Annotated in this window: 30 protein-coding genes; 16 read left to right on the top strand and 14 right to left on the bottom strand. The window is 65.7% G+C overall.

Annotated elements, in window-relative coordinates; genetic code table 11:
- Positions 1-36: 36 nt before the first annotated feature.
- The 3 genes from rplI to rpsF are packed head-to-tail and all read right to left on the bottom strand — an operon-like array spanning position 37 to position 1,283.
- Positions 37-627, bottom strand: coding sequence for a 50S ribosomal protein L9 (gene rplI, locus IE266_RS11375; RefSeq protein WP_189680213.1), 591 nt, complete (start codon positions 625-627; stop codon positions 37-39).
- 12 nt (positions 628-639) lie between these two features.
- Positions 640-867, bottom strand: a complete 228-nt coding sequence (gene rpsR / locus IE266_RS11370) for a 30S ribosomal protein S18 (RefSeq protein ID WP_189680212.1) — start codon at positions 865-867, stop codon at positions 640-642.
- 29 nt (positions 868-896) lie between these two features.
- The gene (gene rpsF / locus IE266_RS11365; RefSeq protein WP_189680211.1) at positions 897-1,283 is read right to left on the bottom strand and encodes a 30S ribosomal protein S6; all 387 of its coding nucleotides are present in this window, start codon (positions 1,281-1,283) and stop codon (positions 897-899) included.
- A 221-nt stretch (positions 1,284-1,504) separates the two neighbouring features.
- On the opposite strand from rpsF, the gene fabD reads away from it, so the two are divergent.
- Together fabD and fabG are read left to right on the top strand one after the other, a co-directional pair.
- Positions 1,505-2,443, top strand: a complete 939-nt coding sequence (gene fabD / locus IE266_RS11360) for an ACP S-malonyltransferase (RefSeq protein ID WP_189680210.1) — start codon at positions 1,505-1,507, stop codon at positions 2,441-2,443.
- A 77-nt stretch (positions 2,444-2,520) separates the two neighbouring features.
- Complete coding sequence (gene fabG, locus IE266_RS11355; RefSeq protein ID WP_189680209.1) at positions 2,521-3,258, top strand: 3-oxoacyl-ACP reductase FabG; 738 nt, start codon at positions 2,521-2,523, stop codon at positions 3,256-3,258.
- A 5-nt stretch (positions 3,259-3,263) separates the two neighbouring features.
- Here the strand turns inward: fabG and IE266_RS11350 are convergent, their stop codons facing one another.
- On the bottom strand, positions 3,264-3,569 hold the full coding sequence (locus tag IE266_RS11350) for a hypothetical protein (RefSeq protein WP_189680208.1): 306 nt from the start codon (positions 3,567-3,569) through the stop codon (positions 3,264-3,266).
- Between the two features lie 299 nt (positions 3,570-3,868).
- Here IE266_RS11350 and IE266_RS11345 point away from each other — a divergent pair, with 299 nt between their 5' ends.
- The 12 genes from IE266_RS11345 (at position 3,869) to cysE (ending at position 15,026) form a co-directional block, all read left to right on the top strand.
- Positions 3,869-4,102: an acyl carrier protein gene (locus IE266_RS11345; protein ID WP_189680207.1), complete on the top strand. Its 234-nt coding sequence runs from the start codon at positions 3,869-3,871 to the stop codon at positions 4,100-4,102.
- Between the two features lie 140 nt (positions 4,103-4,242).
- The gene (locus IE266_RS11340) at positions 4,243-4,767 is read left to right on the top strand and encodes a GNAT family N-acetyltransferase (RefSeq protein WP_189680206.1); all 525 of its coding nucleotides are present in this window, start codon (positions 4,243-4,245) and stop codon (positions 4,765-4,767) included.
- Positions 4,768-4,845: 78 nt separating this feature from the next.
- Complete coding sequence (locus IE266_RS11335; protein ID WP_189680205.1) at positions 4,846-5,592, top strand: 1-(5-phosphoribosyl)-5-[(5-phosphoribosylamino)methylideneamino]imidazole-4-carboxamide isomerase; 747 nt, start codon at positions 4,846-4,848, stop codon at positions 5,590-5,592.
- A 4-nt stretch (positions 5,593-5,596) separates the two neighbouring features.
- The gene (locus IE266_RS11330; RefSeq protein WP_189680204.1) at positions 5,597-6,541 is read left to right on the top strand and encodes an arginase family protein; all 945 of its coding nucleotides are present in this window, start codon (positions 5,597-5,599) and stop codon (positions 6,539-6,541) included.
- A gap of 94 nt (positions 6,542-6,635) precedes the next feature.
- Positions 6,636-7,895: a beta-ketoacyl-ACP synthase II gene (gene fabF, locus IE266_RS11325; RefSeq protein ID WP_189680203.1), complete on the top strand. Its 1,260-nt coding sequence runs from the start codon at positions 6,636-6,638 to the stop codon at positions 7,893-7,895.
- Positions 7,895-9,046, top strand: a complete 1,152-nt coding sequence (gene mltG, locus IE266_RS11320; RefSeq protein WP_189680202.1) for an endolytic transglycosylase MltG — start codon at positions 7,895-7,897, stop codon at positions 9,044-9,046. The genes fabF and mltG overlap by 1 nt, the downstream gene beginning before the upstream one ends.
- A 210-nt stretch (positions 9,047-9,256) precedes the next feature.
- On the top strand, positions 9,257-9,598 hold the full coding sequence (locus tag IE266_RS11315) for a hypothetical protein (RefSeq protein ID WP_189680201.1): 342 nt from the start codon (positions 9,257-9,259) through the stop codon (positions 9,596-9,598).
- Positions 9,495-11,975: a baseplate megatron protein TIM-barrel domain-containing protein gene (locus tag IE266_RS11310; protein ID WP_189680200.1), complete on the top strand. Its 2,481-nt coding sequence runs from the start codon at positions 9,495-9,497 to the stop codon at positions 11,973-11,975. Before IE266_RS11315 ends, IE266_RS11310 begins: the two co-directional genes overlap by 104 nt.
- Positions 11,976-11,979: 4 nt before the next feature.
- Complete coding sequence (locus IE266_RS27335; RefSeq protein ID WP_444544512.1) at positions 11,980-12,264, top strand: DUF7742 family protein; 285 nt, start codon at positions 11,980-11,982, stop codon at positions 12,262-12,264.
- A gap of 104 nt (positions 12,265-12,368) precedes the next feature.
- Complete coding sequence (locus IE266_RS11305) at positions 12,369-13,352, top strand: GSCFA domain-containing protein (RefSeq protein WP_229864043.1); 984 nt, start codon at positions 12,369-12,371, stop codon at positions 13,350-13,352.
- A gap of 1 nt (position 13,353) precedes the next feature.
- The gene (locus IE266_RS11300; protein WP_189680199.1) at positions 13,354-14,088 is read left to right on the top strand and encodes a hypothetical protein; all 735 of its coding nucleotides are present in this window, start codon (positions 13,354-13,356) and stop codon (positions 14,086-14,088) included.
- A gap of 116 nt (positions 14,089-14,204) precedes the next feature.
- Positions 14,205-15,026 carry a serine O-acetyltransferase gene (cysE, locus tag IE266_RS11295; protein WP_189680198.1) on the top strand — a complete coding sequence of 274 codons (822 nt, stop codon included), beginning with the start codon at positions 14,205-14,207 and terminating at the stop codon, positions 15,024-15,026.
- Here cysE and IE266_RS11290 read toward each other — a convergent pair whose 3' ends face one another.
- The 8 genes from IE266_RS11290 to IE266_RS11255 form a co-directional block, all read right to left on the bottom strand.
- Positions 15,027-15,362 carry a carboxymuconolactone decarboxylase family protein gene (locus IE266_RS11290; RefSeq protein ID WP_189680197.1) on the bottom strand — a complete coding sequence of 112 codons (336 nt, stop codon included), beginning with the start codon at positions 15,360-15,362 and terminating at the stop codon, positions 15,027-15,029.
- A 123-nt stretch (positions 15,363-15,485) separates the two neighbouring features.
- Positions 15,486-16,799, bottom strand: coding sequence for a pyruvate dehydrogenase complex dihydrolipoamide acetyltransferase (locus IE266_RS11285; protein ID WP_189680196.1), 1,314 nt, complete (start codon positions 16,797-16,799; stop codon positions 15,486-15,488).
- A 12-nt stretch (positions 16,800-16,811) separates the two neighbouring features.
- Positions 16,812-18,164 carry a pyruvate dehydrogenase complex E1 component subunit beta gene (locus IE266_RS11280; protein WP_189680195.1) on the bottom strand — a complete coding sequence of 451 codons (1,353 nt, stop codon included), beginning with the start codon at positions 18,162-18,164 and terminating at the stop codon, positions 16,812-16,814.
- Positions 18,165-18,180: 16 nt separating this feature from the next.
- Complete coding sequence (pdhA, locus tag IE266_RS11275; RefSeq protein ID WP_189680194.1) at positions 18,181-19,185, bottom strand: pyruvate dehydrogenase (acetyl-transferring) E1 component subunit alpha; 1,005 nt, start codon at positions 19,183-19,185, stop codon at positions 18,181-18,183.
- 103 nt (positions 19,186-19,288) lie between these two features.
- Positions 19,289-19,588, bottom strand: a complete 300-nt coding sequence (locus IE266_RS11270) for an FtsB family cell division protein (protein WP_189680193.1) — start codon at positions 19,586-19,588, stop codon at positions 19,289-19,291.
- Between the two features lie 119 nt (positions 19,589-19,707).
- A complete protein-coding gene (locus tag IE266_RS11265) occupies positions 19,708-20,601 on the bottom strand; it encodes a fructose bisphosphate aldolase (protein ID WP_189680192.1) in 894 nt (297 codons plus the stop codon).
- A 105-nt stretch (positions 20,602-20,706) separates the two neighbouring features.
- Positions 20,707-22,275 (bottom strand): hypothetical protein, encoded by a 1,569-nt coding sequence (locus IE266_RS26845; RefSeq protein ID WP_229864041.1) that lies wholly within the window; start codon positions 22,273-22,275, stop codon positions 20,707-20,709.
- A 36-nt stretch (positions 22,276-22,311) separates the two neighbouring features.
- Positions 22,312-23,502 carry a phosphoglycerate kinase gene (locus tag IE266_RS11255; RefSeq protein ID WP_189680191.1) on the bottom strand — a complete coding sequence of 397 codons (1,191 nt, stop codon included), beginning with the start codon at positions 23,500-23,502 and terminating at the stop codon, positions 22,312-22,314.
- 125 nt (positions 23,503-23,627) lie between these two features.
- Here IE266_RS11255 and IE266_RS11250 point away from each other — a divergent pair, with 125 nt between their 5' ends.
- Together IE266_RS11250 and IE266_RS11245 are read left to right on the top strand one after the other, a co-directional pair.
- Positions 23,628-24,134, top strand: coding sequence for a peptidylprolyl isomerase (locus IE266_RS11250; RefSeq protein WP_189680190.1), 507 nt, complete (start codon positions 23,628-23,630; stop codon positions 24,132-24,134).
- A complete protein-coding gene (locus tag IE266_RS11245) occupies positions 24,127-24,678 on the top strand; it encodes a peptidylprolyl isomerase (protein WP_189680189.1) in 552 nt (183 codons plus the stop codon). Before IE266_RS11250 ends, IE266_RS11245 begins: the two co-directional genes overlap by 8 nt.
- Positions 24,679-24,753: 75 nt before the next feature.
- On the opposite strand, the gene IE266_RS11240 is transcribed toward IE266_RS11245, so the two are convergent.
- Positions 24,754-25,263, bottom strand: a complete 510-nt coding sequence (locus IE266_RS11240) for a bactofilin family protein (protein ID WP_189680188.1) — start codon at positions 25,261-25,263, stop codon at positions 24,754-24,756.
- Positions 25,217-26,581 (bottom strand): M23 family metallopeptidase, encoded by a 1,365-nt coding sequence (locus IE266_RS11235; RefSeq protein ID WP_189680187.1) that lies wholly within the window; start codon positions 26,579-26,581, stop codon positions 25,217-25,219. The genes IE266_RS11240 and IE266_RS11235 overlap by 47 nt, the downstream gene beginning before the upstream one ends.
- Between the last annotated feature and the right edge of the window lie 64 nt (positions 26,582-26,645).

Raw genomic sequence — 26,645 nt, 5'->3', positions numbered from 1 at the left:
TTGGGGCGCGGCTTTCGCATTCGGGATCCGACAGGATCAGCCGTCGATGCGCGGCTGGTCGTCGTCGCCGGCGGCACCGCCGATGTCGTCGAACAGTTCGGCGATCTCGAAGTCGGCTGCGGCCTGCTCTTCGGCTGCCTGTTCCTGGATCGATTTGCCCGACGCCTGCAGTTCGGCCTCTTCAGGCGAACGCGCGACGTTGAGGGTGATCGTCACCTCGACCTCGGGGTGGAGCGAGACGTGCACGGTGTGCAGGCCGAGTTCCTTGATCGGGCGGGCGATGACGATCTGCTTGCGCGAGACGGTGAAGCCGCCTTCGGTGGCCGCATCGGCCGCGTCACGGGGCGTGACCGAGCCGTAGAGTGCGCCGCCGTCGGAGGCCTGGCGAATCACGACGAACTGCTGGCCGTCGAGGCGTTCACCAAGGGCTTCGGCTTCCTTGCGGGTCTCGAGGTTCTGGGCCTCGAGCTGCGCCTTGCGGTTCTCGAAGCTCTTGATGTTGGCTTCGGAGGCAGTCAGCGCCTTGCCCTGACGCAGCAGGTAGTTGCGGGCGAAGCCGGGGCGGACGTCGACAACGTCGCCCATCTGGCCGAGCTTGGCCACGCGTTCCAGAAGAATGACTTGCATCGGAGGTTCTCCTTACTTCACGGCGTAGGGAAGCAGGGCGAGGAAGCGGGCGCGCTTGATGGCGCGGGCCAGTTCACGCTGCTTCTTGGCCGAGACGGCGGTGATGCGCGAGGGCACGATCTTGCCGCGTTCGCTGATGTAGCGTTGCAGCAGGCGGGTGTCCTTGTAGTCGATGGCGGGGGCGTCGTCACCCGAGAAGGGGCAAACCTTGCGGCGACGGAAAAACGGTTTCACGGCCATGATTTATTGTCCTTTTCTCAAGCTCTGGATCAACGGCGCTCGCGGCGTTCGCCGCGGTCGCCACGGTCACCGCGATCGCCACGGTCGCGCTCGTCACGCTTCTGCATCTGGACCGAGGGGCCTTCCTTGTGCTCGTCGACCTTGATGGTCAGGACGCGCATCACGTCGTCGTGGAGGCGCATCAGGCGCTCCATCTCCTGGACGGCGGAGGCCGGTGCGTCGGAGCGCATCAGGGCATAGTGGCCCTTGCGGTTCTTGTTGATCCGGTAGGCCATCGTCTTGACGCCCCAGTACTCGTGATCCACGAGCTTGCCGCCATTGTCGGACAGCACGGCGCTGAAATGTTCGATGAGGCCTTCGGCTTGCGTGTTGGACAAGTCCTGACGCGCAATCATGACATGCTCGTAAAGCGGCATGTGTACTCCTGCTTCTATCAAGGCGCATTTCATAGGTGGGGCCAGGTCCCTTTGCGGCCCCGCCACGAGAGTCTGCGCGGTTCGAATACGTGCAAAGGGATGGTGCCGTATACACCGATTGGCAGGAGGGGCAAGCGGTTATCGGCCGGGGCGGGCCGGTTCTCCCGCCGTTGCCTTGCGCGGTTGCGCGGGCTATTGCGGAGAAAACAGGAGAGCGCGCGATGAGCAGAGCACTGGTATTCCCCGGACAGGGGGCGCAGGCGATCGGAATGGGCAAGGCGCTTGCCGAGGCCTATCCCGCAGCCAAGGCGGTTTTCGAAGAGGTTGATGCGGCGCTGGGCGAGGACCTCAGCGGGCTGATCTGGGGCGGCGAGATCGAGACGCTGACGCTGACCCAGAATGCGCAGCCGGCGCTGATGGCGACCTCGATGGCGGCAATGCGGGCATTGGAGGCCGAAGGCTTCGATATCGCCTCGGCGGCCTGCGTGGCCGGCCACTCGCTGGGTGAGTATTCGGCGCTGGCGGCGGCTGGTGCGCTTGGCGTCGGTGACGCGGCACGGCTGCTGCGCACGCGTGGTCGGGCGATGCAGCAGGCGGTGCCGGTCGGTGTGGGTGCCATGGCCGCGCTGCTCGGGCTGGATCTTGAGGGCGCGCGCGCGGTCGCGGCCGAGGCGGCCCAGGGTGAGGTCTGCGAGGCGGCCAACGACAACGATCCGGCACAGGTGGTGGTCTCGGGCCATAAGGCGGCGGTTGAACGGGCAGTGGAAATTGCCAAGGGCAAGGGCGCCAAGCGGGCGATCCTTCTGCCGGTCTCCGCTCCGTTCCACTGCGCGCTGATGGCGCCCGCTGCCGAGGTCATGGCCGAGGCCCTGGCCTGGGTCGAGATCGCCGCGCCGAAGGTGCCGGTGATCGCCAATGTGATCGCCGGGCCGGTGAGTGACCCGGCCCGCATCCGCGAACTGCTGGTGCAGCAGGTGACGGGCGCTGTGCGCTGGCGCGAGAGCGTGCTGGCCATGGCCGCAAGCGGCGTCACCGAGATCTGGGAAGTGGGTGCCGGCAAGGCGCTTTCGGGGATGATCCGGCGGATCGAGAAGTCGATCGAGTGCAAGGCTGTCGGCACGCCCGAAGATGTGAAGGCCGCTATGGGCCTGGCCGGCTGACGGCTGGGCCAAGAATTTTCGAGAATTTTGGCAAGATCCTTCGAAAGATCTTGCCGCGTAACGGACAGGAGCAGGACATGTTCGATCTGACGGGAAAATGCGCGCTGGTGACCGGCGCTTCGGGCGGCATCGGCGGCGAGATCGCACGGCATCTGCACCGGGCGGGGGCAACCGTGGCCCTGTCGGGGACGCGGGTCGAGCCGCTGCAGCAGCTGGCCGACGAACTTGGCGAGCGGGCGCATGTGGTGCCCTGCAACCTTTCCGACCTCGACGCGGTCTCGGAGTTGCCGAAGCAGGCGGCCGCGGCGATGGGGGCGGTCGATATCCTGGTGAACAATGCCGGGATCACCCGCGACAACCTGTTTATGCGGATGTCGGACGAGGAATGGCAGAGCGTGATCGACGTCAACCTGACGGCGACCTTCCGCCTGTGCCGCGCCAGCCTGCGTGGGATGATGAAGGCGCGCTGGGGGCGGATCGTCAACATCGGCTCGGTGGTGGGCGCGACTGGCAACCCGGGGCAGGGGAACTATGCGGCGTCGAAGGCGGGCATGGTCGGCATGTCGAAGGCGCTGGCCTATGAGGTGGCAAGCCGCAACATCACCGTGAACGTGGTGGCGCCGGGCTTTATCACGACGGCGATGACCGACAAGCTGAACGATGACCAGAAGTCGGCGATCCTGACCCAGGTGCCCGCCGGGCGGATGGGCGAGGCGGCCGAGGTGGCGGCGGCGGTGCTCTACCTCGCCAGCCCGGAAGCCGGTTACGTCACCGGCGCGACGCTGCACGTCAACGGCGGCATGGCGATGCTCTGAGGCGGTCAGTCCGCCTTGGTTCGCAGCTGCGTCAGCGGCCGGGTTCGCAGGCGGGTGCGTCGGCGCACCAAGGCCAGCGGTGTCGTGACGGGCCTGGGTGGCGCAAGCTGTAGCCGCGGCGGTTCGGGGAGCTGTTCCTCGGTGTCGCCGCGCCGGAGCAGGGCATAGGCTGCGAAGATCGCCAGCGTGGCGGTCAGGGCGAGGATGTCGATCTGGCCGTCGCTGAGCAGGCCGGGAACCTCGTGCAGCACGCCCGCCGGGTCGGCGGATTTTGGGATGGCGGTTTCCCAATCGATCGCGGCGTATCGCAAGCTGTTGGTCCCTTTCGCGCGAGGGTGTTTGTCCTTGCCTCACCGTCACCTGCAAAAGCGACGAATCTGTGGCGGCTTGACCGTTCGATGTGGTGTCGAGAGGTCGCAGCGAAAGCGTTTGCCATCGTCGTTTCCTGTGCTATAGCGACGCAGATTTCGGCAGGCGGGGCCTTGGCACCGCACTGCTATGCCCGATATAGAGGGCGCAAGGCGTCCCGCTTGCGGGGCGAAACGGAACCCTCCCGGAGCGGGCAAGGGCATATCAGGGCCAAACGCCCGCGAGAGAATGAGGAACGGACATGAGCGACGTCGCAGACCGCGTTAAGAAGATCGTTGTTGAGCACCTGGGGGTGGAAGAGGACAAGGTGACCGAGAACGCCTCGTTCATCGACGACCTGGGCGCGGACAGCCTCGACACCGTCGAGCTGGTTATGGCCTTCGAAGAAGAGTTCGGCATCGAGATCCCCGATGACGCGGCAGAGACGATCCAGACCTTCGGCGACGCGGTGAAGTTCATCAGCGAAGCTGCCTGATCGCTTTCGGCGAAAAGACAAGCGGAAACGGCGCGCCCCGGCAGGGACGCGCCGTTTTTGCTTTCGGAGGCGACAAAGCGCTTGCACCTCTGCGTCCCGGGTAGTCAGTTCGGGGGGAGGCAGACGGCAGGACGGGCGCAATGATCCGATCCACTCCAACATTGAACGCGTTGCGCGTGACCCTGCGGTCCATGCGGCCGGAGGATTTCGACCGCTTTGCGGCGATTTGCGCGATGGCGGACGCGCTGCGCCCGGTGGCCTCGGACGGCTGGCCGCGGCGGCGGGCCTGGGAGGCGTTCCTGCGCAATGCCGGGCACTGGCAGATGACCGGATTCGGGCAATGGGCGGTGGTCGAGCAGCGCAGCCGGGTGATCGTCGGTCAGGTCGGATTCTTCTTTGACAGCGAAGTGGTGGACGAGGATTTCGACACCTATCCGCAGGCGGGCTGGCTGATGCTGGCGGATTGCGCAGATAACGGGCTGGCGCTGGAAGCGGCGCGGGCGGCGCATGACTGGTTCGACAGGGTGGTCACCGGCGGGGTGGTGGCCAAGCTATCGGCAGGCAACGAGGGGGCGCTGTCCCTGGCCGAGTCGCTGGGCTACCGGCCGATCGGCGCGGCGGGGGAGATGTTGCTGATGCGGAGGGACGGGCCGGTCGGGCGTTGAGGCATGGCATTTGGGGCTTGTCTCGTGGCGGGATGTGCTAGACTGGCGACAGATGAAGCAGGATGGAGGGAGGCCGGAATGCTTATTTATCCGACAATCCAACTGATGGGCGGGCGCTGCGTCTCGCTGGACCGGGCGCGGATCGACGCGCCGCAGATCTGGGACGTCGACCCGGTGGAGACGGCGCAGGGCTTTGCCGGCGCAGGCGCCGAGTGGATGCACCTGACCGACCTGGACGCGGTCGAGGGGAACGAGCGCAACGCCGAGCTGACCGAACGGATCATCCGCGCCGCCGGGATCCCGGTGCAGTTGGCCGGCGGGTTTCGCAGCCGCGACGTGATCGAGCGCTGGATCGACAAGGGGGCCGGGCGGATCGTCGTCGGCTCGCTGGCGGCGCAGGAGCCGCACCTGGTGAAGGAACTGGCCAAGTATCACCCCGACCAGATCGTTCTGACGGTCGACGTGAAGGCCGGGCGAGTGATGACCCACGGCTGGCGGCGCGAGAGCTCGTTCACGCCGGAGGATTTCATCGCAGCCTTCGACGGAGTGCCGCTGGCGGGGATTGTCGTTACCGATATCGAGGCCGATGCCAATGCCCATGTCGAGGCGCAGATGGGGCTGATCTCGGGGCTGGCGCGTCTCAGCCGGACGCCGGTGATCGCGAGCGGCGTGGTACGCACGGTCGATGACATCGCGCGGCTGAAATACATCCACAACATCGCCGGGGCGCTGGTCGGGCGGGCGCTCTACCAGGGGACGGTGGATATCGCCGAGGCCCTGGCCGTGGCGAAGCCGGAAGTGGAACGGGTAGCGGATTTCGTCTGAGAACATGGCAACACTGGCAGAGATGATCGGAGGGTCGGGGACGCCCGGCACCTTCCTTGGGTTGGACCGCGCCGAGAGCGTCGGTGCGGCGGCGGATATCGTGATCTATGGCGCCGATTGCGCGACGCCTTACCCATGGGTCGGGGCCTATTGCGCCGGCGGACCTACGGCGATCCGGGCCGGGTCGGCGGATTACGCCGGCGCGGTAGAGCGGGTGAACTTCGACCTGATGGGGCCACTGCTTCCCAAGGGCGTGCGGGCGGTGGATGCTGGCGACCTCGCGACCGAACCGGGCGATCCCTCGGGAAACCGCGACCGGATCGAAGCGGCGACGCGCCAGATCCTTGGCAATGGCGCGGTGCCGGTGCTGCTGGGCGGCGACGATTCGGTCCCCTTGGGGATGCTGCGGGCATTCGACGGCGGTGCGCCGCTCACGATTCTGCAGATCGATGCGCATATCGACTGGCGCGACGAGGTGCGGGGGGAACGGCTGGGGTTGTCTTCGACGATGCGTCGGGCAAGCGAGATGGCCCATGTCGAGCGGATCGTGCAGGTCGGCGCGCGGGGTGTCGGCTCGGCGGGCATGGAGGCGCTGGAGGCGGCGCAGGCCTGGGGCGCGCATCTGATCCCGGCGCATGAGCTGGACACGGGCGGGATCGCGCGCGCCATCGGTTTGGTGCCCGAGGGCGCGCGGGTGGTGGTCTGTTTTGACGTCGATGCGCTGGATCCTGCGATCATGCCGGCGGTGATTGCGCCGACGGCAGGCGGGCTGAGCTATCGCGAGGCCATGGCGCTGATACGGGGCGTGGCCGAGAAGGCCACCCTGGCGGGCTTCGACCTGGTCGAGTTCATGCCCGAGCGTGACCGCGATGGCATCGGCGCACGGACGGCGGCGCAGCTTCTCACTTCGGTGATCGGGCTGATCGGGCGGCAGCGGGCGGGTGCCTGACAGGCTTGCCCGAGGCGGGGGCGCAATGTAAGACCGTCCCGATTTGGGAAACCTCGCTGAATACGAAAAACGGCAACAGGCGAAAGGGCAGCAGATGCGCAGAGTTGTGGTAACGGGGCTGGGACTTGTCACTCCGCTTGCGGATGGTGTCGAGGAGAGCTGGTCGCGGCTGCTTGCGGGCCAATCGGGTGCAGGTCCGATCACCGGGTTCGACCCCGAGGGGCTGGCGACGACCTATGCCTGCGAGGTGCCGCGCGGCGATGGGTCCGACGCGACCTTCAATCCCGACCGCTACATGGAGCCGAAGGAACAGCGCAAGGTCGATACCTTCATCATGTATGGTATCGCGGCGGCGGTTCAGGCGGTCGAGGACTCGGGTTGGAAGCCTGAAGACAAGGAAGGCCAGGAACGTACCGGCGTGCTGATCGGTTCGGGCATCGGCGGGTTGAACTCGATTGCCGATACCGCCGTTATGATGGCCGAGAAGGGGCCGCGCCGGGTCAGCCCGTTCTTCGTGCCGGGGGCGCTTATCAACCTGATCTCGGGCCAGGTCTCGATCCGCTATGGTTTCAAGGGGCCGAACCATTCGGTGGTGACCGCCTGCTCGACCGGGGCACATGCCATTGGCGACGCCAGCCGCATGGTGCGCTGGGGCGATGCCGACGTGATGATCGCGGGCGGGGCCGAGGCCGCGATCTGCAAGATCGGGATCGCCGGGTTCAACGCCTGCAAGGCACTGTCGACCAAGCGCGCGGACGACCCGACCAAGGCCAGCCGGCCCTATGACAGCGACCGCGATGGGTTTGTCATGGGCGAGGGTGCCGGTGTGGTCGTGCTCGAGGAATACGAACACGCCAAGGCGCGCGGCGCCAAGATCTATGCCGAGGTGCTGGGCTATGGCATGTCGGGCGACGCCTATCACATCACCGCGCCGTCCGAGGATGGCGACGGGGCCGAACGCTCGATGCGGGCGGCGCTGAAGAGCGCGGGGCTGGAACCGGCGGATATCGACTATATCAACGCGCATGGTACCTCGACCATGGCCGACGTCATCGAACTGGCGGCGGTCGAGCGGATGCTGGGCAATGCCGCGAGCAAGGTGACGATGTCCTCGACCAAGTCGGCGACGGGGCACCTGCTGGGTGCGGCCGGGGCGATCGAGGCGATCTTCTCGATCCTCGCGATCCGCGATCAGGTGGCGCCGCCGACGATCAACCTGGATAATCCGGCGGTCGAATCGAAGGTCGACCTCGCGCCCAACGCCAAGCGCGAGCGCGAGATCAACGTGGCGCTGTCGAACTCCTTCGGCTTCGGCGGCACCAATGCGAGCGTGATCTTCGGGAAAGTCAGCTGATGTGGCGAGCACTTGCCTCGAATATGCTGACATTCCTGGCGGTGGTCCTGTTCCTGGCCGCCGGGCTCGTCCTTTGGGGGAAGTCGCAATACACCGGTCCAGGGCCGCTGACCGATGCGATCTGTTTCCGGGTCAATCCCGGCACCAGCATCGGGCGGGTCAGCGACAGGCTGGGTGAGGAAGGCGCGGTCAGCAATGTCTCGCTGTTCCGGGTCGGGATGCGGTATGACGGCAAGGCGGACCAGCTGAAATACGGCAGCTACCTGCTGCCGCAGGGCGCCTCGATGGAGCAGATCGGCGAGATCATCACTAAGGGCGGCGCCAATACCTGCGGCACCGAGATCGTCTACCTGGTGGGCGTGACCCGGACCCAGGTTCGGGTCCGCGAGCTGGATCCGACCAGCAACGAGTTCGTCGAGAAGGCCGAGTTCGACCTGGGCGCCGCAGAGGTGCCTGCCGAGTTCACCGAGCGTCGGGCGCAGAAGGACACGCGCTATCGCATGGTCCTGGCCGAGGGCGTGACCAGCTGGCAGGTGGTCGAGGCGCTGAAGGGCATGGACATGCTCGAAGGCGATGTCGAGGTGCCGCCCGAGGGCATGCTGGCGCCGGACAACTACGATCTGCTGGCCGGCGAGACCCGGCAGGAGTTGATCGACGAGATGACGGCAAAGCAGAGCGCGCGGATCGCGGCGGCCTGGGCCAAGCGCGACCCGGATCTGCCGCTGAAGAGCCCGGAGGAAATGCTGGTGCTCGCCTCGATCATCGAGAAGGAGACCGGGGTTCCGACCGAGCGGCGCGACGTGGCGAGCGTTTTCGTGAACCGCCTGAACAAGGGGATGCGGCTGCAGACCGACCCGACGGTGATCTATGGCCTGACCAAGGGGCAGGGAGTTCTTGGCCGTGGACTGCGGCAGAGCGAGCTGAACCGGGCGACGCCCTGGAACACCTATGTGATCGAGGGTCTGCCGCCGACGCCGATCGCCAACCCTGGGCAGGCCAGCCTGGATGCGGCGGTTGATCCGGCCGAGACGAACTATGTCTTCTTCGTTGCCGATGGCAGCGGCGGACACGCTTTTGCCGAGACGCTGGAAGAGCATAACCGCAACGTCGCGAAGTGGCGGAAGATCGAACAGAACCAGAGCGGGAACTGAGCCTGCGGGCGTCCGCTCTGTTCATTTTTCGTTAATGTTGTCGGACGGTTAGCGGGTTTGGGTGAGTCGAATTACCTTGACTTGCCGGACGCTCGGGCCTAAGGTTTCAGCCAAGCTAGAAGAACTGGGGAACGGCCGCGGGAATGACCCGTCGGCCGTTTTCTTTTCTCTTGTGCGGGTTCCTTGAGCCAAGAGGTTCCGAGCCGAGACATGACCCAAAAAACACCTGAAGAACATGCCGAGGAGACGGCAGACCTGATGGAGTCGCTGCAGGCCTCGGTCCGCCGCGTGCGCCAGGAGGCCGAGCGGCTGTGCGCCGATCTGACCCAAAGCAGCGAGACAGAGATGGCCCAGGCCAGCAAGCAGCTGAGCGCGGTCGAGGGATTGATCCGGATTTGCCAGAAAGTGGAGGCAAGCCTTGTCGAACAACACGAAAGACAGGTCGGACATGCCCAGGGCGGAGCAGTCCTCGACCTCGACGGCGCAAGAAACGAGATCGGATGCCGGCTGGCTCGCCTGCGCGCCTGCTGCAACGAGACAGAACTTCCTTGACGGGCTGAGCGAGGAGACCCTCTGCGCGCTGCCCTACCTCTTCGAGTTCTGGGCCCTGCCGCATCAGCTGCCGCCCGAGGGGCGGTGGCGGACCTGGGTGATCCTGGGCGGGCGCGGCGCGGGCAAGACACGTGCGGGGGCGGAATGGGTGCGCCGCCAGGTGGAGGGGGCCAAGCCGCTGGACCGTGGCACCGCTAGCCGCGTAGCGCTGGTGGGCGAGACCTATGACCAGGTGCGCGACGTCATGGTGCAGGGCGACAGCGGCATCATCGAAATCAGCCCGGCCGACCGGCGGCCGGTGTGGAAGACGTCCGAGCGCAAGCTTGTCTGGCCGAACGGGGCCGAGGCGCAGGCATTTTCCTCGCATGATCCCGATGGGTTGAGGGGGCCGCAATTCGATGCTGCCTGGGCGGACGAACTGGGCTGCGCGGCGGTGGACAAGGGGACAAACGAGCCGAACAAGTTCGTCGATCCGAAATCGTCGGAATCGCAACTGCCGAAGCACTCCAACGGTCAGCCCGACGAGCTGATCCAGCGGCAATACCTGCGCGCAATGCTGGGCTATTGGGCCGAGGCGGCGCATAACCCGGTGTCTGAGCTCTACGGCGCGCCGATGATCGATCTGGGCAACGCCTATGTCTGGACCTGGGACACGCGGCCCTATCCGGCCTTCCCGAACAACCGCGACCTGTGGAGCGACGGGGCGAACCATCGACTGGGGCATTGGCTGAACGGGCGGGCAGGGGCGCGGACGCTGGCCTCGGTGGTCGAGGAGATCTGCGCGCGCTCGGACCTCGGCGCCATCGACACCAGCCGTCTGGACGGGATCGTGCGGGGCTATACGGTGGAGGAGGTGAGCAGCGGGCGCGCGGCTCTGCAGCCGCTGATGCTGCGGTTCGGCTTTGATGCGGTGGAGCGTGACGGCGTGCTGCAATTCCAGATGCGAGACGGACCCGCCGCCGTCGAGATCCCGGCGGAGCGCCTTGCCGAAAACACCGAGATCGACGGGCTGGTCGAACGGTTGCGCGGCGCCGAGGCCGAGGTGACGGGCCGGGTGCGCGTGCGCTTTGTCGAGGCGGGGTCGGACCACGGGATCGCCGCCGAAGAGGCGGTGCTGGCCGACGAGGCGACCCATGCGGTGGCCAGCAAGGAGCTGACCATGGCCCTGACCCGCGCCGAGGGCCGGCAGGTGGCCGAACGCTGGCTGAGCGAAGCGCGGGTGTCGCGCGATACCGCCCGTTTCGCGCTGCCGCCTTCGTTGCTGACGCTTGGCGCTGGCGATGTCGTGACGATGGAGGATTCGCCCGGTGTCGTCTATCGCATCGACCGGATCGAACAGGCCGATATGCAGATGGTCGAGGCGGTCCGGATCGAGCCGGCGGTCTACCAACCCTCGGACATGGCCGAGGATGCGCCTGTCGGAGCCGCCTTTGCTGCGCCGACTCCGGTGCTGCCGCTGTTCCTGGACCTGCCCTTGATGCGTGGCGACGAGGTAACCCACGTGCCGCATCTCGCCGTAACCGCGCAGCCGTGGCCGGGGAGCGTGGCGGTCTATGCCTCGGCCTCGGACGACAGCTATGCACTGAACACGCTGGTCGACCGCCGTTCGGTCATCGGTCAGACCGAGACCGCGCTGGGCGCGGCGCGCGCCGGGCTTTGGGACGAGGGGTCGGCGCTGCAGGTGCGGCTGATCGCGGGGGCACTCGAGGCGCGCTCGGCCGAGGCGGTACTGAATGGCGCGAACCTCATGGCGATCGGCGACGGAAGCCCTGGCAACTGGGAGCTGTTCCAGTTTCGCGACGCGGTGATGATCGGTCCTCAGACCTGGTGGCTGAGCGGACGTCTTCGCGGGCAACTCGGCACCGATGCGCTGATGCCCGAGAGCTGGCCGGCCGGGTCTTGGGTCGTGCTGCTCGACGGCACCGCGCCGCAGATCGACCTCGCCAGCGCCGAGCGGCGCATCGCGCGACACTATCGGATCGGGCCGGCGCGGCGCGGGGTCGAGGATCCGTCCTATCGGCATTTTGCCGAGGCCTTCGACGGTAACGGTCTGCGGCCCTATGCGCCGGTTCACCTGCGGCTCAGTGGAGTGTTGGGCGAAGATCTCGGCCTCGGATGGGTCCGGCGTACGAGGATTGACGGCGACAGCTGGGACCTGCCCGAGGTGCCGCTGGGCGAAGAAGCTGAACTCTACCAGGTGCGTGTGCGCCGGGGGACGGAACTTCTACGCGAGGCGACCGTCGGTGGGTCGGGCTGGACCTATGGCGCGGCGGATCAAATGGCCGATGGCACGCTTGCGGGCGACCTGATCGAGGTGGCTCAGGTCTCGGGGCGCTACGGGCCTGGGCCCTTCCGCGCGGTGGCGATCCCGGCCTGAGGAGATGCGCCCGGTTCATCACGGCGATGTCAGCAGCGCAGCGCTGGCCCTCCTGGCAGCGGCACCGCCGGACCGCCTTGACCTGATGCGCCGGCTGATCCGCGAGGCAGAGGAAGCAGACCAATATGTATTGAAGAATTGCCGCGTTCATCCGCAACTCGGAAACGGAACGCTAATGGCCGTAGCGCGCCGGCACCGGCTTGCGGTGGAGCCGGACTTTGGAGATGCCGAATATTCCCGTTGCTTCGAGCTTGTTCTTCGTTGCCTGAGGCGGCATTGTTGCGGTTGAATCGCATTGCCAATTTAAATTGCCGGGGCCCGCCTTTGATAGAACACCCATATCAATCTTTGGATTCCCGTGCGTTCTGGAAGGCTGCTGTCGCAACCAGGAACATGTTTGATATTTCCGGCCTTTACCAGCCGAAATTCAACCTGCTTCCGCGGCACAAGGTTGCCGCATATGGCTCCTGCTTCGCGCAGCACTTCGGGCGGGCACTTGCCGCGCGCGGTTACAGCTGGCTGCGCACCGAGAAGGCCCCGAGCGGCCTGAGCACCGAAAACGCGAGGTGCTTCAATTACGACATCTTCTCCTCGCGGACGGGCAATATCTATACCACTTCCCTGCTCTTGCAGTGGATGCGCTGGGCTGCCGCGAAGGCCGAAATTCCCGAGGAAATCTGGGAGAAAGACGGACGGTTCTACGATCCCTTCCGGCCGCGCGTCGAGCCGGATGGCTTCGAGAGCGTCGAAGAGTTGCGGATGTCGCAAACGCATACCGTCAGGTGCTTCGGGGAGAGCATCCGCGAGGCGTATGTTCTCGTCTTTACGCTCGGACTGACCGAAAGCTGGAAGAACGCCAGGGACAACTACGAATACCCGATGTGCCCCGGCACTGTGGCTGGGACATACGATCCGGAAGCGCATCAATTCGAGAACCAGTCATTTCCCGATATCCTGCGCAATCTCCGAGCGGCCATCCGGATTGCGCGCGGGCTGAATCCCGCGCTGAAAGTCATCCTTACGGTTTCGCCGGTTCCCTTGACGGCGACGATGTCGGGACAGCACGTATTGGTCGCCAGCAGCGCGTCGAAATCGATCCTGCGCGCGGTGGCTGATCAGGCAGTCAGCGTGATGCGTGACGTGGCTTATTTCCCGTCGTATGAAATCATCAACAGCCCGGTCTTTCGGGGCGCGTTCTTCGAGCCAAATCAGCGAGATGTAAATCAGAGAGGGGTCGCGCTGGTCATGGACCATTTCTTCGAGGGAATGTACGCGGCCTTCGGAAAGCCCAGAGCGCTTCAGCGCAAGGGGGGCGGTTCGGGAGCATCCGACGAGGACCTCGTATGTGAAGAGGCTCTGCTGGGAGCTTTCGGCTGACATGCTGATCTGCGTTCTCGGCAACAGCCACAGCGCGGCCCTCAAGCACGGCTGGGATACGAAAGTGCTGACAGGGTCAGAACCCGAACTGCATTTCTTCTCGAAGAAGGGGCAGGGTCTCGGAAATCTTCAACTCGATGGCGAAACGCTTCGCCTGGGCGGTACGGAGAACCTGCAGAGTTTTCCCGAAGCTGCGGGCCAGACCGTTCGGATCAGCCGGTATGATGCCTTCATCCTGCATGGTCTCGGTCTGCGCGCGGTTCCGCGGGATATGGGGGCCCACTTCTCCAACGCCTGCCGCGCTTGCGCGGTGGCTGATTCCATCCGGGGAACCGCTGCATGGTCCTTGCTGAACAGCATTCGCGAGGTGTCGAAAGCGCCGGTCCTGGTCGGTTCAACGCCGCTGCGCGCTGCGGAACGTGTTATGTCGCGCGGACCCGGCGAGGAGATGCGGCGGCACACGAGAACTCTGACAGCTGAATTCGGAAGCCTTGGGGCCCGGTTCGTTCCGCAACCCGACAGCACCGTGGTCAACGGCCGCGAAACGGATCCTGTCTTCAATCATGGTGTCTACGGTCTCAAAAAGGGAGCTGCGGCGGACGGCGCCGAAGCTGGCGGCGGGGACCGCGTGCACATGAACCCGGCCTACGGTCTGCTCATGATGGAGGCCTTTCTGGACGCGCTTTCGGCAATGAAGCCTGCACGGGTCAGCCTTCGAGCCGGGCTGACAGGCTAGTCTGGACCAGACCCTTCCGTGCCATTCAGGACTCGAATGGGCAAGATCACAGGTTTGCGTTTGGCGTTGGATAGCCTAAATGCCTATCCTGTGCAGAGCAAAGGGATGGATTTGCCATGGTTGAAACCCGCACCAAGATTACTCCGGTCGATCCCGTCTGGAGCCGGATCACCGCCGAAGCCCAGGAGGCCGTCCGCAAGGAACCGCTCATGGGCGGGCTGGTCCATGCCTGCATCCTGCACCACAAGACGCTGGACAAGGCGCTCTCCTATCGGATCGCCGCCAAGCTCGCCTCGAATGAGATGTCGATGGCGATCCTGCGCGAGATCGCGGACGAGGCCTATGCCCGCGCCCCGGAGATCGTCGAGGCGGCCCGCGCCGACCTTATGGCGGTCTACGAGCGTGACCCGGCCTGCCACCGGCTGCTGCAGCCGATCCTCTACTTCAAGGGCTACCTCGCAGTGCAGTCCTACCGCATCGGCCACTGGCTCTGGACGAACGACCAGCACGACCTGGCCTATTTCTTCCAGATGCGGATTTCCGAGATCTTCGGTGTCGACATCCACCCCAATGCGCGTATCGGCAAGGGCATCATGATCGACCACGCTCATTCCATCGTGATCGGCGAAACCGCGGTGGTGGGCGACAACGTCTCGATGCTGCATTCGGTGACGCTGGGCGGGACCGGCAAGGAAGACGAGGACCGCCATCCCAAGATCGCCGATGGGGTGCTGATCGGGGCCGGGGCCAAGGTGCTTGGCAATATCAAGATCGGCCATTGCTCGCGCGTGGCCGCCGGTTCGGTGGTGCTGCAGGACGTGCCGCCCTGCAAGACGGTTGCCGGCGTTCCGGCGAAGATCGTCGGCGAGGCGGGCTGCGAGCAGCCCTCGGTGGTGATGGATCACCGGCTCAAGGGCTGCACCGACTGCGGCGAGTGATCAGGCCGTCAGCTGATCATAGGCGGCGAGTGCCTTGGCCCCGTACATGAAGGCCGGCCCGCCGCCCATATACATCGTCACGGTGATGGTTTCGGCGATCTCTTCGCGGGTTGCCCCTGCCGCGATGGCGGCCTTGACGTGGAAGCCGATGCAGTCGTTGCACTGGCGTACGATGCCGATGGCAATGCACATCAGCTCTTTCTCCTTGGTGCCGAGCGCACCTGGTCCCATCGCCGCCTTGTGCATGGCCGAAAAGCCTGCTGCCCCCTCGGGCGCAGCGCGGCGATAGGCGGCGAGCATCTGGTTGGCGTCGGCGAGGTCAGCTTTCCAGTCCATGGGACAGTCCTTTGTTTGTTGCTTGCAGGACTGCTAGCGCGCCGGGGCCGGGCCGGCCTTGCGCCAAATCAAATGCGCCCCGGCCTGGACCTGGGCGCATGAGTTTCGCTCCGAGGGTCGTCGTCAGGCCAGCATGGCGACCGGGTTTTCCAGGTTATCGACGATGGCCTGCAGCAGCTGCGCGCCAAGCGCGCCGTCGATCACCCGGTGATCGACGCTGAGCGTCACCGACATCACCGTCGCCACGCCGATGGAGCCATCGGCCTCGACCACCGGCTTCTTCACCCCGGCACCCACGGCGAGGATCGCGCCATGCGGCGGGTTGATGACCGCGTCGAAGTTGTCGATGCCGAACATGCCGAGGTTCGAGATGGCAAAGCTGCCGCCCTGGTACTCATGCGGCGCGAGCTTGCGGTCGCGGGCGCGGGCGGCGAGGTCCTTCATCTCGGCCGAGAGGGCCGAGATCGACTTCATGTGGGCATCCTTCAGCACCGGCGTGAACAGCCCACCCTCGATGGCGACGGCGACCGCCACGTCCGAGGGCTTGAGCTTCAGCATCCGGTCGCCGGCCCATACGGCATTGGCATCCGGCACCGCCTGCAGCGCCAGCGCGCAGGCCTTGATGATGAAGTCGTTCACCGAGAGCTTCACGCCGCGCTTTTCCAGCTTGGAGTTCAGCTCGGCCCGGAAGGCCATCAGCGCATCGAGCTTGATGTCGCGGCGCAGGTAGAAATGCGGGATCGACTGCTTGGCCTCGGTGAGGCGGGCGGCAATCGTCTTGCGCATCCCGTCAAGCTTGACCTCTTCAAAGGCGCGGCCCTCGTACATCCGCATGACCGTATCGGCCGAGGGGCCAGTGGCGAGCGCAGGCTTGGCGGCTGCGGGCGCCTCGGCCTTGGCCGGAGTCGCGGCGGCAGGGGCTGCCGCAGGCGCTGCGCCCGGCTGGGCGCTTTCCACGTCGGCCTTGACGATCCGCCCATGCGGGCCCGAGCCTTTGAGCGCGGCGAGGTCGAGGCCCTTGTCGGCGGCGATCCGGCGGGCGAGCGGCGAGGCGAAGACGCGGCCGCCGTCCGCAGCCTTGGGCGCTGCGGGAGCCGGGGCAGCAGGGGCCGGCGCCTCGGCCTTGGCGACGGGGCTAGGGGCCTCGGCCTTGGCCGGGGCCGCCTTGGGCGCGGGCGCGGCATCGGCGCTTTCCCCCTCGGCCAGCAACACCGCGATGGGGGTGTTCACCTTGACCCCCTCGGTGCCCTCGGCCACCAGGATCTTGCCGATCACGCCTTCGTCGACGGCTTCGAATTCCATCGTCGCCTTGTCGGTCTCGATCTCGGCCAGCAGGTCGCCGGAGGAGACGGTGTCGCCCTCCTTGACCAGCCATTTCGCCAGCGTGCCCTCTTCCATGGTCGGAGAGAGGGCGGGCATCAGGATTTCGGTTGGCATGGTCTGCGCTCCTTACCTGTAGGTCACTTGCTTGACCGCCTCGATCACCTCGGCGGTGGTCACCAGCGCGAGTTTCTCGAGATTGGCCGCATAGGGCATCGGGACGTCCTTGCCGGTGCAATTGATCACCGGCGCGTCGAGATAGTCGAAGGCCTGCTGCATGATCACCGACGAGATATAACTGCCGACCGACCCCTGCGGCCAGCCTTCCTCGACCGTGACGCAACGGTTGGTCTTCTTGACCGATTCGATGATCGTCTCGGTGTCCATCGGGCGCAGGGTGCGCAGGTCGATGACCTCGGCGCTGATCCCCTCTGCCGCCAGTTTGTCGGCGGCTTCAAGCGCGTATTGCATCCCGATGCCGAAGCTGACGATGGTGACATCGGTGCCTTCGCGCCAGATACGGGCCTTGCCGAAGGGCACGGTGTAATCCGCGATGTCCGGCACGTCGAAGCTGCGGCCGTAAAGGATCTCGTTCTCGAGGAAGATCACCGGGTTCGGGTCGCGGATCGCCGATTTCAGCAGGCCCTTGGCGTCGGAAGCCGAATAGGGCATCGCCACCTTGAGGCCGGGGATCTGCATGTACCACGCGGCGTAATCCTGGCTGTGCTGCGCCGCCACCCGTGCCGCCGCGCCGTTGGGGCCGCGGAAGACGATGGGGCAGCCCATCTGCCCGCCGGACATGTAAAGCGTCTTGGCGGCCGAGTTGATTATCTGGTCGATCGCCTGCATGGCGAAGTTGAAGGTCATGAACTCGACGATCGGTTTCAGTCCGCCAAAAGCGGAACCGACGGCGATGCCGGCAAAGCCGTGCTCGGTGATCGGGGTATCGATGATCCGCTTGGCGCCGAACTCGTCGAGCAGGCCCTGGCTGATCTTGTAGGCGCCCTGATACTCGGCGACTTCCTCGCCCATCAGGTAGACGTCGCCGTCGTTGCGCATCTCTTCGGCCATCGCGTCGCGCAGCGCCTCGCGGACGGTCTGCTGCTTCATCGCGGTGCCCTCGGGCCAGTCGGGTTTGCGCTCGACCTTGGGGGCGGCGGCGGCCTTGGGCGCTTCGGCCGGGGCGGGGGCCGGGGTCTCGGCTTTGGGCGCGGTGGCCGGCGCGGCATCGGCGCTTTCGCCTTCGGCCAGCAGCGTTGCGATGAGGGTGTTCACCTTCACGCCCTCGGTCCCCTCGGCCACCAAGATCTTGCCGATGGTGCCTTCGTCCACCGCCTCAAACTCCATCGTCGCCTTGTCGGTCTCGATCTCGGCAAGGATATCGCCGGATTTCACGCTATCTCCTTCCTTCACCAGCCATTTGGCCAGGGTGCCTTCCTCCATCGTCGGGGACAGGGCGGGCATGAGAATTTCGGTTGCCATGGTCTCTTACTCCCCCTCAGGCCGCCGGTGCTTCGGCATAGATGTCGGTCCAGAGTTCGGAGACGTCGGGCTCGGGGCTCTCCTTGGCGAACTCGGCCGAGGCGTTGACGATCTCCTTGATCTCCTTGTCGATCTCTTTCAGCTGGTCCTCGGTCGCGTGCTTGCCGGTCAGCAGCATCGCGCGTACCTGCTCGATCGGGTCACGCTCCTCGCGCATCTTCTGAACTTCCTCGCGGGTCCGGTATTTCGCCGGATCCGACATCGAGTGGCCGCGATAGCGGTAGGTCTTGACCTCGAGGATGTAGGGGCCGTTGCCCGCACGGCAGTGCGCCACGGCCTTCTCGCCGGCTTCCTTGACCGCGAGCACGTTCATGCCGTCGACCAGCTCGCCGGGAATGCCGAAGGCCTCGCCGCGCTTGTGGATCTCCTCTGTCGAGGTCGACCGCTTCTGCGCGGTGCCCATGGCATACTGGTTGTTCTCGATCACGAAGATAACCGGCAGCTTCCAGAGCGCCGCCATATTGAAGCTCTCGTAGACCTGACCCTGGTTCGCCGCGCCATCGCCGAAATAGGTGAAGGTCACGCGGCCGTTGTCCTTGTAGCGGTCGGCGAAGGCGAGGCCGGCGCCCAGCGGCACCTGCGCGGCGACGATGCCGTGGCCGCCGTAGAAATGCTTCTCTTTCGAGAACATGTGCATCGAGCCGCCCTTGCCCTTGGAATAGCCACCCTCGCGGCCCGTGAGCTCGGCCATCACCCCGCCGGCGTCCATACCGCAGGCCAGCATGTGGCCGTGATCGCGATAGGAGGTAATCCGCTTGTCGCCTTCCTCGGCGGCGGCTTCCAGCCCGACCACCACGGCTTCCTGGCCGATGTAGAGGTGGCAGAAACCGCCGATCAGGCCCATACCATAGAGCTGGCCGGCCTTTTCCTCGAATCGCCGGATCAGCAGCATGTCGCGGTAATAGCCGAGCATCTCCTCGGCAGAAACGTTTGGATTCTTTGTGGTTTTACGCGCAGCCATAGGCGTGCCTCCCCCTCTCCAAAAGATAGTTTAGCTTTAAACTATCTAATAAGCGAAAATCGCCAGCAAAGCGAGAGCCTATTTGACGCGGGGGTGTGACAGGTCAGCGAATGACGAGTTCGTCCGAGCGCAGGTAACCGAGCACGGAACGGGCCTGCTGGTCGAGCAGGTCGAGGTCGAGGAAGTCGTCGGACAGGCGCCGGGTCAGGTTCTCGGCTTCGGCGATCTGGGCCTTGAGATCGGCGAGTTCACGTTTCAGCTCGCTCGCCTCGGCGGAAATCTCGACGCGCCGGAACACGCCGTAGTCGCCCTGCACCGCGGCAAAGGTGAAATAGGCACCGAGGCCGAAAGCCAAGGTAAAGAAGATAGGTCCGCCGAATCCCGGGCGTGTCGAACGGTTCACTTGCTGCCTCTTCCGGCGCTCTTTGATGGCACCTTCGGACACTATGGCACAGCCGATTCGCACTGTGAATCCCCCTCGCGGGGAATTCACGGCGATATGACGGATGTGGCCCGGAGGACTCAGCCGGCGATGGAAGCCGCGTGGATGCTGTCGATGGTGCCGGCGATGGTGCTGTTGAAGTCGGCGTCGGCCTGCTGCGCCGAAAGCCCCTCGGTCAGGGCACGACTGAACGAGGCGATGATGCCGCTGTTCTGCGCGAGGCGTGCGTTGGCCTCGTCCCGCGAATAGCCGCCCGAGAGCGCAACGACCCGCATGACGCGCGGATGGTCGACCAGCGGCTTGTAGAGGTTGGCCTTCTCGGGCAGCGTTAGCTTGAGCATGACCTGCTGGTCGGCTGGCAGGGCGTCGAGGCAGCGCAGGATCTCGGCCAGCAGGATGTCCTCGGCCTCGGCCTTGTCGGAGATCGAGATGGTGACTTCCGGCTCGATGATCGGGACGAGGCCCTTGGCCAGCACCTGGCGGCCCACGTCGAACTGCTGCTCGACGACAGCCTTGATGCCCGAGGGCGAGGCGGCGTCGATGACCGAACGCTCCTTGGTGCCGAAGATGCCCTTGGCAACCGCGCGGTCGAGCAGCGCGTCGAGGTGGGGCATCGGCTTCATCAGCTTGACGCCGTCCTTTGCCTCTTCCAGGCCCTTGTCGATCTTGAGGAAGGGCACGACGCGGCGCTTCTCCCACAGGAACTGCGCGGCCGGCATTCCTTCGATATCGCGGTCCATGGTCATCTCGAACAGGATCGCCCCGATCACCTTGTCGCCGGTAAAGGCCGGGGCGGTAGCGATACGGGCGCGCATCGCGTGGATCAGGTCGAACATCTCGGCCTCGGAGGTGTATTCGCTTTCCTCGATGCCATAGAGCTTGAGCGCCTTCGGGGTCGAGCCGCCGCTCTGATCGAGCGCGGCGATGAAGCCACCGGCGGAGGTCATTTGCTTGATCTGTTCGGCATTGGGCATTGGGGAACTCGCTCTCGGAAAAAAGGGGTGATTTCTGCGGTGTCTAGGCCAGCACGCGCGGCGTTTCAACTCGCGCGTTGGCTGTTTGCGCCAACAGCGCGCGGCTCAGCGCAGCCGGCTGGGAACGTCCTTGGCGATCCAGTCGCGCAGCACACCGTTGTCGATACTGTTGGCCTCCTTGGCCCAACCTTCCGCATCACCGCGCAGGCGCATGATCTCGCCGATCTCGTCCCGCAGGGCGGCGCTCGACGCATCGCCGGCGGCCGCCGCCATCGAGGACCAGTAATAAGCGGCGAGCCAGGACCGTGGCCGCCGCGTCCCACCAAGGAACTCGCGCGCAGCACTGCGCATCGCGGCAAGGTCGCCGTAGAGCGCATCTTCCGGGTCGCCCAGCAGGCTGCCCTGCAGCTTGATGACCTCGGCGAAGGGCACGTCACGCTCGATCCGGTCGAGCAGGGCAAGGCTGCCGGGAATGCCGCTGGCCGCGGCGCGCAGGGCGTGGCTGTAGGCATCGACCGGATTGTAAGCGGCGATTTCGGTCGCGATAAGGAAATTGGCCTCGGTATTGCCGCCGCGCGCCAGCGGCAGCAGCAGGCGGATCCCCCCGTTCGGGTTCTTGGGCGCACCGATGCCGGTGATCAGCGCGCGCCCGATCTCGAAGGCGTTCTCGGGCGGCGTCTCTGCCTTCATCGCGGCGTCGAGCTCGGCCACCGAGACCGCCGAGGCCAGTTGTGGCTGGCTGTGCGAGACGGTCGGGTTCAGCGCGTCGAACAGCGCTGCGAAGGCAGGCTCCTGCGTCAGGTCGATGCGCAGCGGGGCCTTCTCGATGGCAGTTGCGACGACGACCTGCCGGCCGGAGGTGAGGAAGCTTGCCGTCACCGCCCCGGCCGAACGGGCAAAGGCGCGCTGCTTCTCGGTTGCCGCCACACCTGGGCCATTGGCATCCTCAAGGGCCGCTTCGATCCCGGCGCCGACAACCGGGGCAAGCTCCTCGGGATTCACCTGCCCGGGCATAATGAACTTGCGGGCGATATCCCAGGCGCCCCGGTCCTGGATGGCGACGACGACCGAGTTCAGATCGACCGCACCGCGCGGCTCCGGATTCTCGCGGGCAAAGTCCATGCGGTAACTGACATAGTCGAGGTCGACGTCGGCATCGACAGTCGCGAGCCGGTCGATATCGGCGCTGACACGGGCGAAGAGGCCGCCACTGGGGTAGTCATAGGTCAGGTCGGCCTCGATCCGCCCGGCCGTCAGCTGCGGAAAGCCCAGGCCCCGCAGCATCCCGGCCGCCTCGAAGGGCAGGCAGCCAGCCTCCATCGCCACACCGTCCAGCGCGACGCGCATACGGCGCGTATCGCGCACGTCGATCGGCTGGCCGTTCATAGTGAGCCGTTCGACCCGCAGCTGGCACTGGCCGTCAGGCCGGTCGGGCAGATAGGGAGATATCCGGACGCCGGTCAGCGTGACCTTCAGCGCCACCGGATCGACGCTGACCTGGTCATAGCGGATATCGGCCAGCAGCCGCGCCCAGCTCATCACCGAATGCAGGGCAATAGTGCCGATGGCTTCGACTGTGAAGGCGTCCCAGAAGTTCGGGCGCTGGCTGTCCTGTGCGGTGGCGGGGCTCGCAATCGCCACCGCCGTGGCAAGAATCGTCAGGGGCTGTCGCATCCGGGCTCCTCCTCGATCGGGCCCGGACAGGTTAGCTCATTTCTCCAGCGCGGCAACGCCGGGGAGGGTCTTGCCCTCCATCCACTCGAGGAAGGCGCCCCCGGCGGTGGAGATATACGAGAAGTCGTCGCCTGCGCCTGCCTGGTTCAGCGCCGCGACCGTGTCGCCGCCGCCGGCCACGCTGACCAGCTTGCCGGCGCGGGTCAGTTCGGCGGCCTTCTGTGCGGCGGCATTGGTTGCGGCATCGAAAGGCTCGATCTCGAAGGCGCCGAGCGGGCCGTTCCAGATCAGCGTCTTGGCCCCCTCGAAGGCAGCGGCGATCTCGGCCACCGTCTGCGGGCCGGCGTCCAGGATCATCGCGTCGGCGGGGCAGGCGTTCGCCGGCACCGTCTCCGAGGCCGCATTCGCCTTGAACTCGCGCGCGACGACCACATCGACCGGCAGCAGGATGCGGCACCGGGCGGCCTCGGCCTTGGTCAGGATCTCGCGCGCGGTTGCGGCCATGTCGTGCTCGCAAAGCGACTTGCCAACGTCGATCCCCTGCGCGGCGAGGAAGGTATTCGCCATGCCGCCGCCGATCACCAGAGCGTCGACCTTGGCAACGAGGTTCCCCAGCAGGTCAAGCTTGGTCGAAACCTTGGCGCCGCCGACAACGGCCACCACCGGGCGCTGCGGCTTGCCAAGCGCGGCGTCCAGCGCCGAAAGCTCGGCCTGCATCAGGCGTCCGGCGCAGGAGGGCAGCAGGCGGGCGACGCCCTCGGTCGAGGCATGGGCGCGGTGCGCGGCCGAGAAGGCGTCGTTGCAATAGACATCGCCAAGCGCCGCGAACTCGGCCGAAAGGCCAGCGTCGTTCTTTTCCTCGCCGGCGTGGAAACGGGTGTTCTCGAGCAGCACCACCTGGCCCGGCGCCATCGCGCCAATGGCGGCCTCCGCGGCGGGGCCGCGGCTGTCGGCGCAGAAGATGACAGTGGTGCCAAGCGCCTTTTCCAGCGAGGGAACCAGCGGCGCGAGCGACATCTCGGGGACGACCTTGCCCTTGGGCCGGCCGAAGTGGGCCAGCAGGATCGGCTTGCCGCCCCTGGCGATGATATCGGCCACGGTGGGGGCGATCCGCACGATCCGAGTGTCGTCGGTGACGCGGCCATCCTCGATAGGCACGTTGATATCGACCCGCACCAGCACGCGCTTGCCGTCCAGGTCCATGTCGTCCAACGTGTTCCAGCCCATGTCGCGCTCCTATCCGGTTTTCAGGCGGTTTTTCCCGCAAATCGCGGCGCGGTCAATCCCGTGACTTGGCTTTCAGCCCTTGCGGGCTTAGGTATCGGCGCAAAGTGATCAGACAGGAGGGCCAGATGGCCGAGATCAAAGACCCCGAAAACACCATCCTGATCGAGCTGAAGGGCGGCACGGTCGTCATCGAACTCCTCCCGGACGTCGCCCCCAAGCACGCCGAGCGGATGAAGGAACTGGCCCGTTCGGGACAGTATGACAACGTCGCCTTCCACCGCGTGATCGAAGGCTTCATGGCGCAGACCGGCGACGTGCAGCATGGCGACATGGAAGACGGGTTCAACCTGCGCATGGCGGGTACCGGCGGTTCCGACCTACCCGACCTGCCGGCAGAATTCTCGGGCATTCCGCACGACCGTGGCACCCTGGGCGCCGCTCGTTCGCAGAACCCGAATAGCGCGAACTCGCAGTTCTTCATCAACTTCAAGGACAACCACTTCCTGAACCGGCAATACACGGTCTATGGCCGCGTGATCTCGGGCATGGAGCATGTCGATGCCATCACCCGTGGCGAGCCGCCGGCGAACCCGGACCGGATGATCTCGGTCAAGGTGGCCGCGGATGCGTAACCTCCTCGCCGCCGCGTTCCTCGTCGCGGCGACCCCGGCACTGGCCACCGGCCTCAAGATCGAGATCGAGGGCGAGGGCGCCAATGGCACCGTCGTCATCGACCTGCTGGAAGATGTCGCGCCCAAGCATGTGGAGCAGATCGCTGCGCTGGCCGCTGAAGGCGCCTATGACGGTGTGGTCTTCCACCGCGTCATCGAGGGCTTCATGGCGCAGACCGGCGATGTCGAGTTCGGCAAGATGGGCGGCGACATGCGCATGGCAGGACGCGGCGGCTCCAGCCGCCCCGACCTGCCGGCCGAGTTCTCGGATCTGCCCTTCGACCGTGGCGTCGTCGGCATGGCCCGTTCGCAGGACCCGAACAGCGCCAACAGCCAGTTCTTCATCATGTTCGACGCAGGCCACTTCCTGAACGGCCAGTACACCGTCGTCGGCAAGGTGGTCGAGGGCATGGATGTGGTCGACAAGATCAAGCGCGGGGCTGGGCCCAATGGCGCGGTGATCGGTCAGCCCGACGTCATGAAGAAAGTCACCGTCACCGAGTGACGGCGATCCAGCTTCGCAAAATCAAAGCGCCGCCGGGATGACCGGCGGCGCTTTTCGTTTCAGCGGGTGGCTGGCTCACTCTGCCTTGGCAGGGGCCGCGCCGGGGTTGCTCACGCCGGACTTGCCCTGGCGGTTGGGGTTCAGCGGGTCGTCCTGACGCTGCACCGAACCCTCGAAATGCGCACCGCTCTCGATGGCGATGGTCTTGTGGATGATGTCGCCCTCGACCCGTGCGGTTGCGGTCAGGCGCACCTTGAGGCCACGCACGCGACCGATGATGCGGCCGTTGATGACGACGTCATCGGCAATCACTTCGCCCTTGATCGTGGCCGACTCGCCGATGGTCAGCAGGTGCGCGCGGATGTCGCCGTCGACCGAACCCTCGACATTGATGTCGCCCGAGGTCTTGATGTTGCCCGTGATGTGCAGGTCGGCCGAGAGGGTCGACGCCGGCGGCTTGGGCTTCGGAGCGCTGGCCTTGAACTCGTTCGGCGAAGGCGTGCTCGCCGGAGTCGACAACGTCATCGGCGCCTTTTCCTCAGCGCTCGGCTTGGCGGGCTCGTTGATTTTGCTTTTTGAAAACATTGTTCGCAGCCTTGATGTAGATCATGGGGTTAACAGGTGTTCCGTCCACGTGCACCTCGTAGTGCAGGTGTGTGCCGGTCACTCGTCCAGTGTTACCCATATCAGCTATGTGGTCCCCGCGCGAGACCCTTTGGCCGACCTTCACCAGAATGGCCGAGCTGTGGGCATAATAGGTTTCAATGCCGAAGGCATGGCGGATCTTGACCAGCTTGCCGAAACCCGACTGCCAGCCGGCATGGGTGACGACGCCATCGGCGGTGGCATAGATGTTGGTGCCGTAGTCGCCGGCGAAATCCGAACCGTTGTGCATCCGGCGGCCGCCGGTCTTGGGGTCGCGGCGGACGCCGAAGCCGCTGGTATAGCGGACAGCGGCCTTGATCGGGCTGGCGAAGGGGGCCTTCTCGGCCGCCATCCGGTACATGTTGAGCACGTCCATCTGGTTCAGCAGCTTGTTCGCGCGCAGATCGTCTGCCGAGGGCTCTTCTCCGCGGGTCGAGATCGAGATCGGCGTCAGCGGGCCGCCCTGGCCGCTGTAGCCGCGGCGGATCTCGTTCAGCAGGCGGTCGGTCGACATGCCCGCGCTGCGGAACATCGCATCGAGCGGGGCGACCGAGACGGTCATCGCCTCTTCCAGCTGGCGGAAGATCTCGTCGTTGCGCTCCTGGAGAAGCTTGTATTCGTGTTCGATCTCGTCACGCTCGTCCATCGCGTTGCGCGCATCGGCGACGACCTGGTCCCGCTCGGCGGCGGTTTCCTCGAGCGCCTCGGACATCAGGGTCAGCGGGGCAGGGGCGGCTTCGGCAGCGGCGACCAGTGCGCCCGACTCGGCGGTCTGCTGGCGCAGTTCGGTGAGCGCGCCGCGGGCGGCTTCGCGTTCGCGGATGGTGTCACGAAGGGTCGACTGGATCACGTCGATCCCGGTCTCGGCCTCGTGGCGGCGGGTTTCCGACGTCAGCAACTCGGTCTGCATCGCCGAGATCTGCTTCAGCGCGGTGTTGAAGCGTTCCTGCGCGGAGCGGGCCTCGGCGGCGCGGGCGTCACGTTCCGCCGAGAGCTGGTTCAGGCGTTCCTCGAAGTTCTTCTGGTCCCGGATCGCCTGGTCGCGGAAGTTGGAGCCACCGATCGAGTCCATCAGCAACACGGCGGTTGCGATGATCGCCCATCCCACCACCAGGCTGACGCCCAGGTAGGCGAAGAGCTGCATTTCCGGTTTCAGGCGGATGAACCGCGTGTCCGATTCCGATTTCAGAAAAAGCCGCCGCTCCGGGAACATCCGTTCCAGCAAGGCGTGTGTCTTGATCGCCAGACGAGTCCGCACGCGTGATATTCCTGTCCCATCCCCTCGACGCCGCACAACGTCCCAAGTCCTGCAGCCCCGGCGG

This window comes from Seohaeicola zhoushanensis, assembly GCF_014656415.1.
Lineage (GTDB): Bacteria > Pseudomonadota > Alphaproteobacteria > Rhodobacterales > Rhodobacteraceae > Seohaeicola_A > Seohaeicola_A zhoushanensis.
Note: the sequence above shows the minus strand (reverse complement) of the source record. Positions and strands in the feature narration are given on the sequence as shown.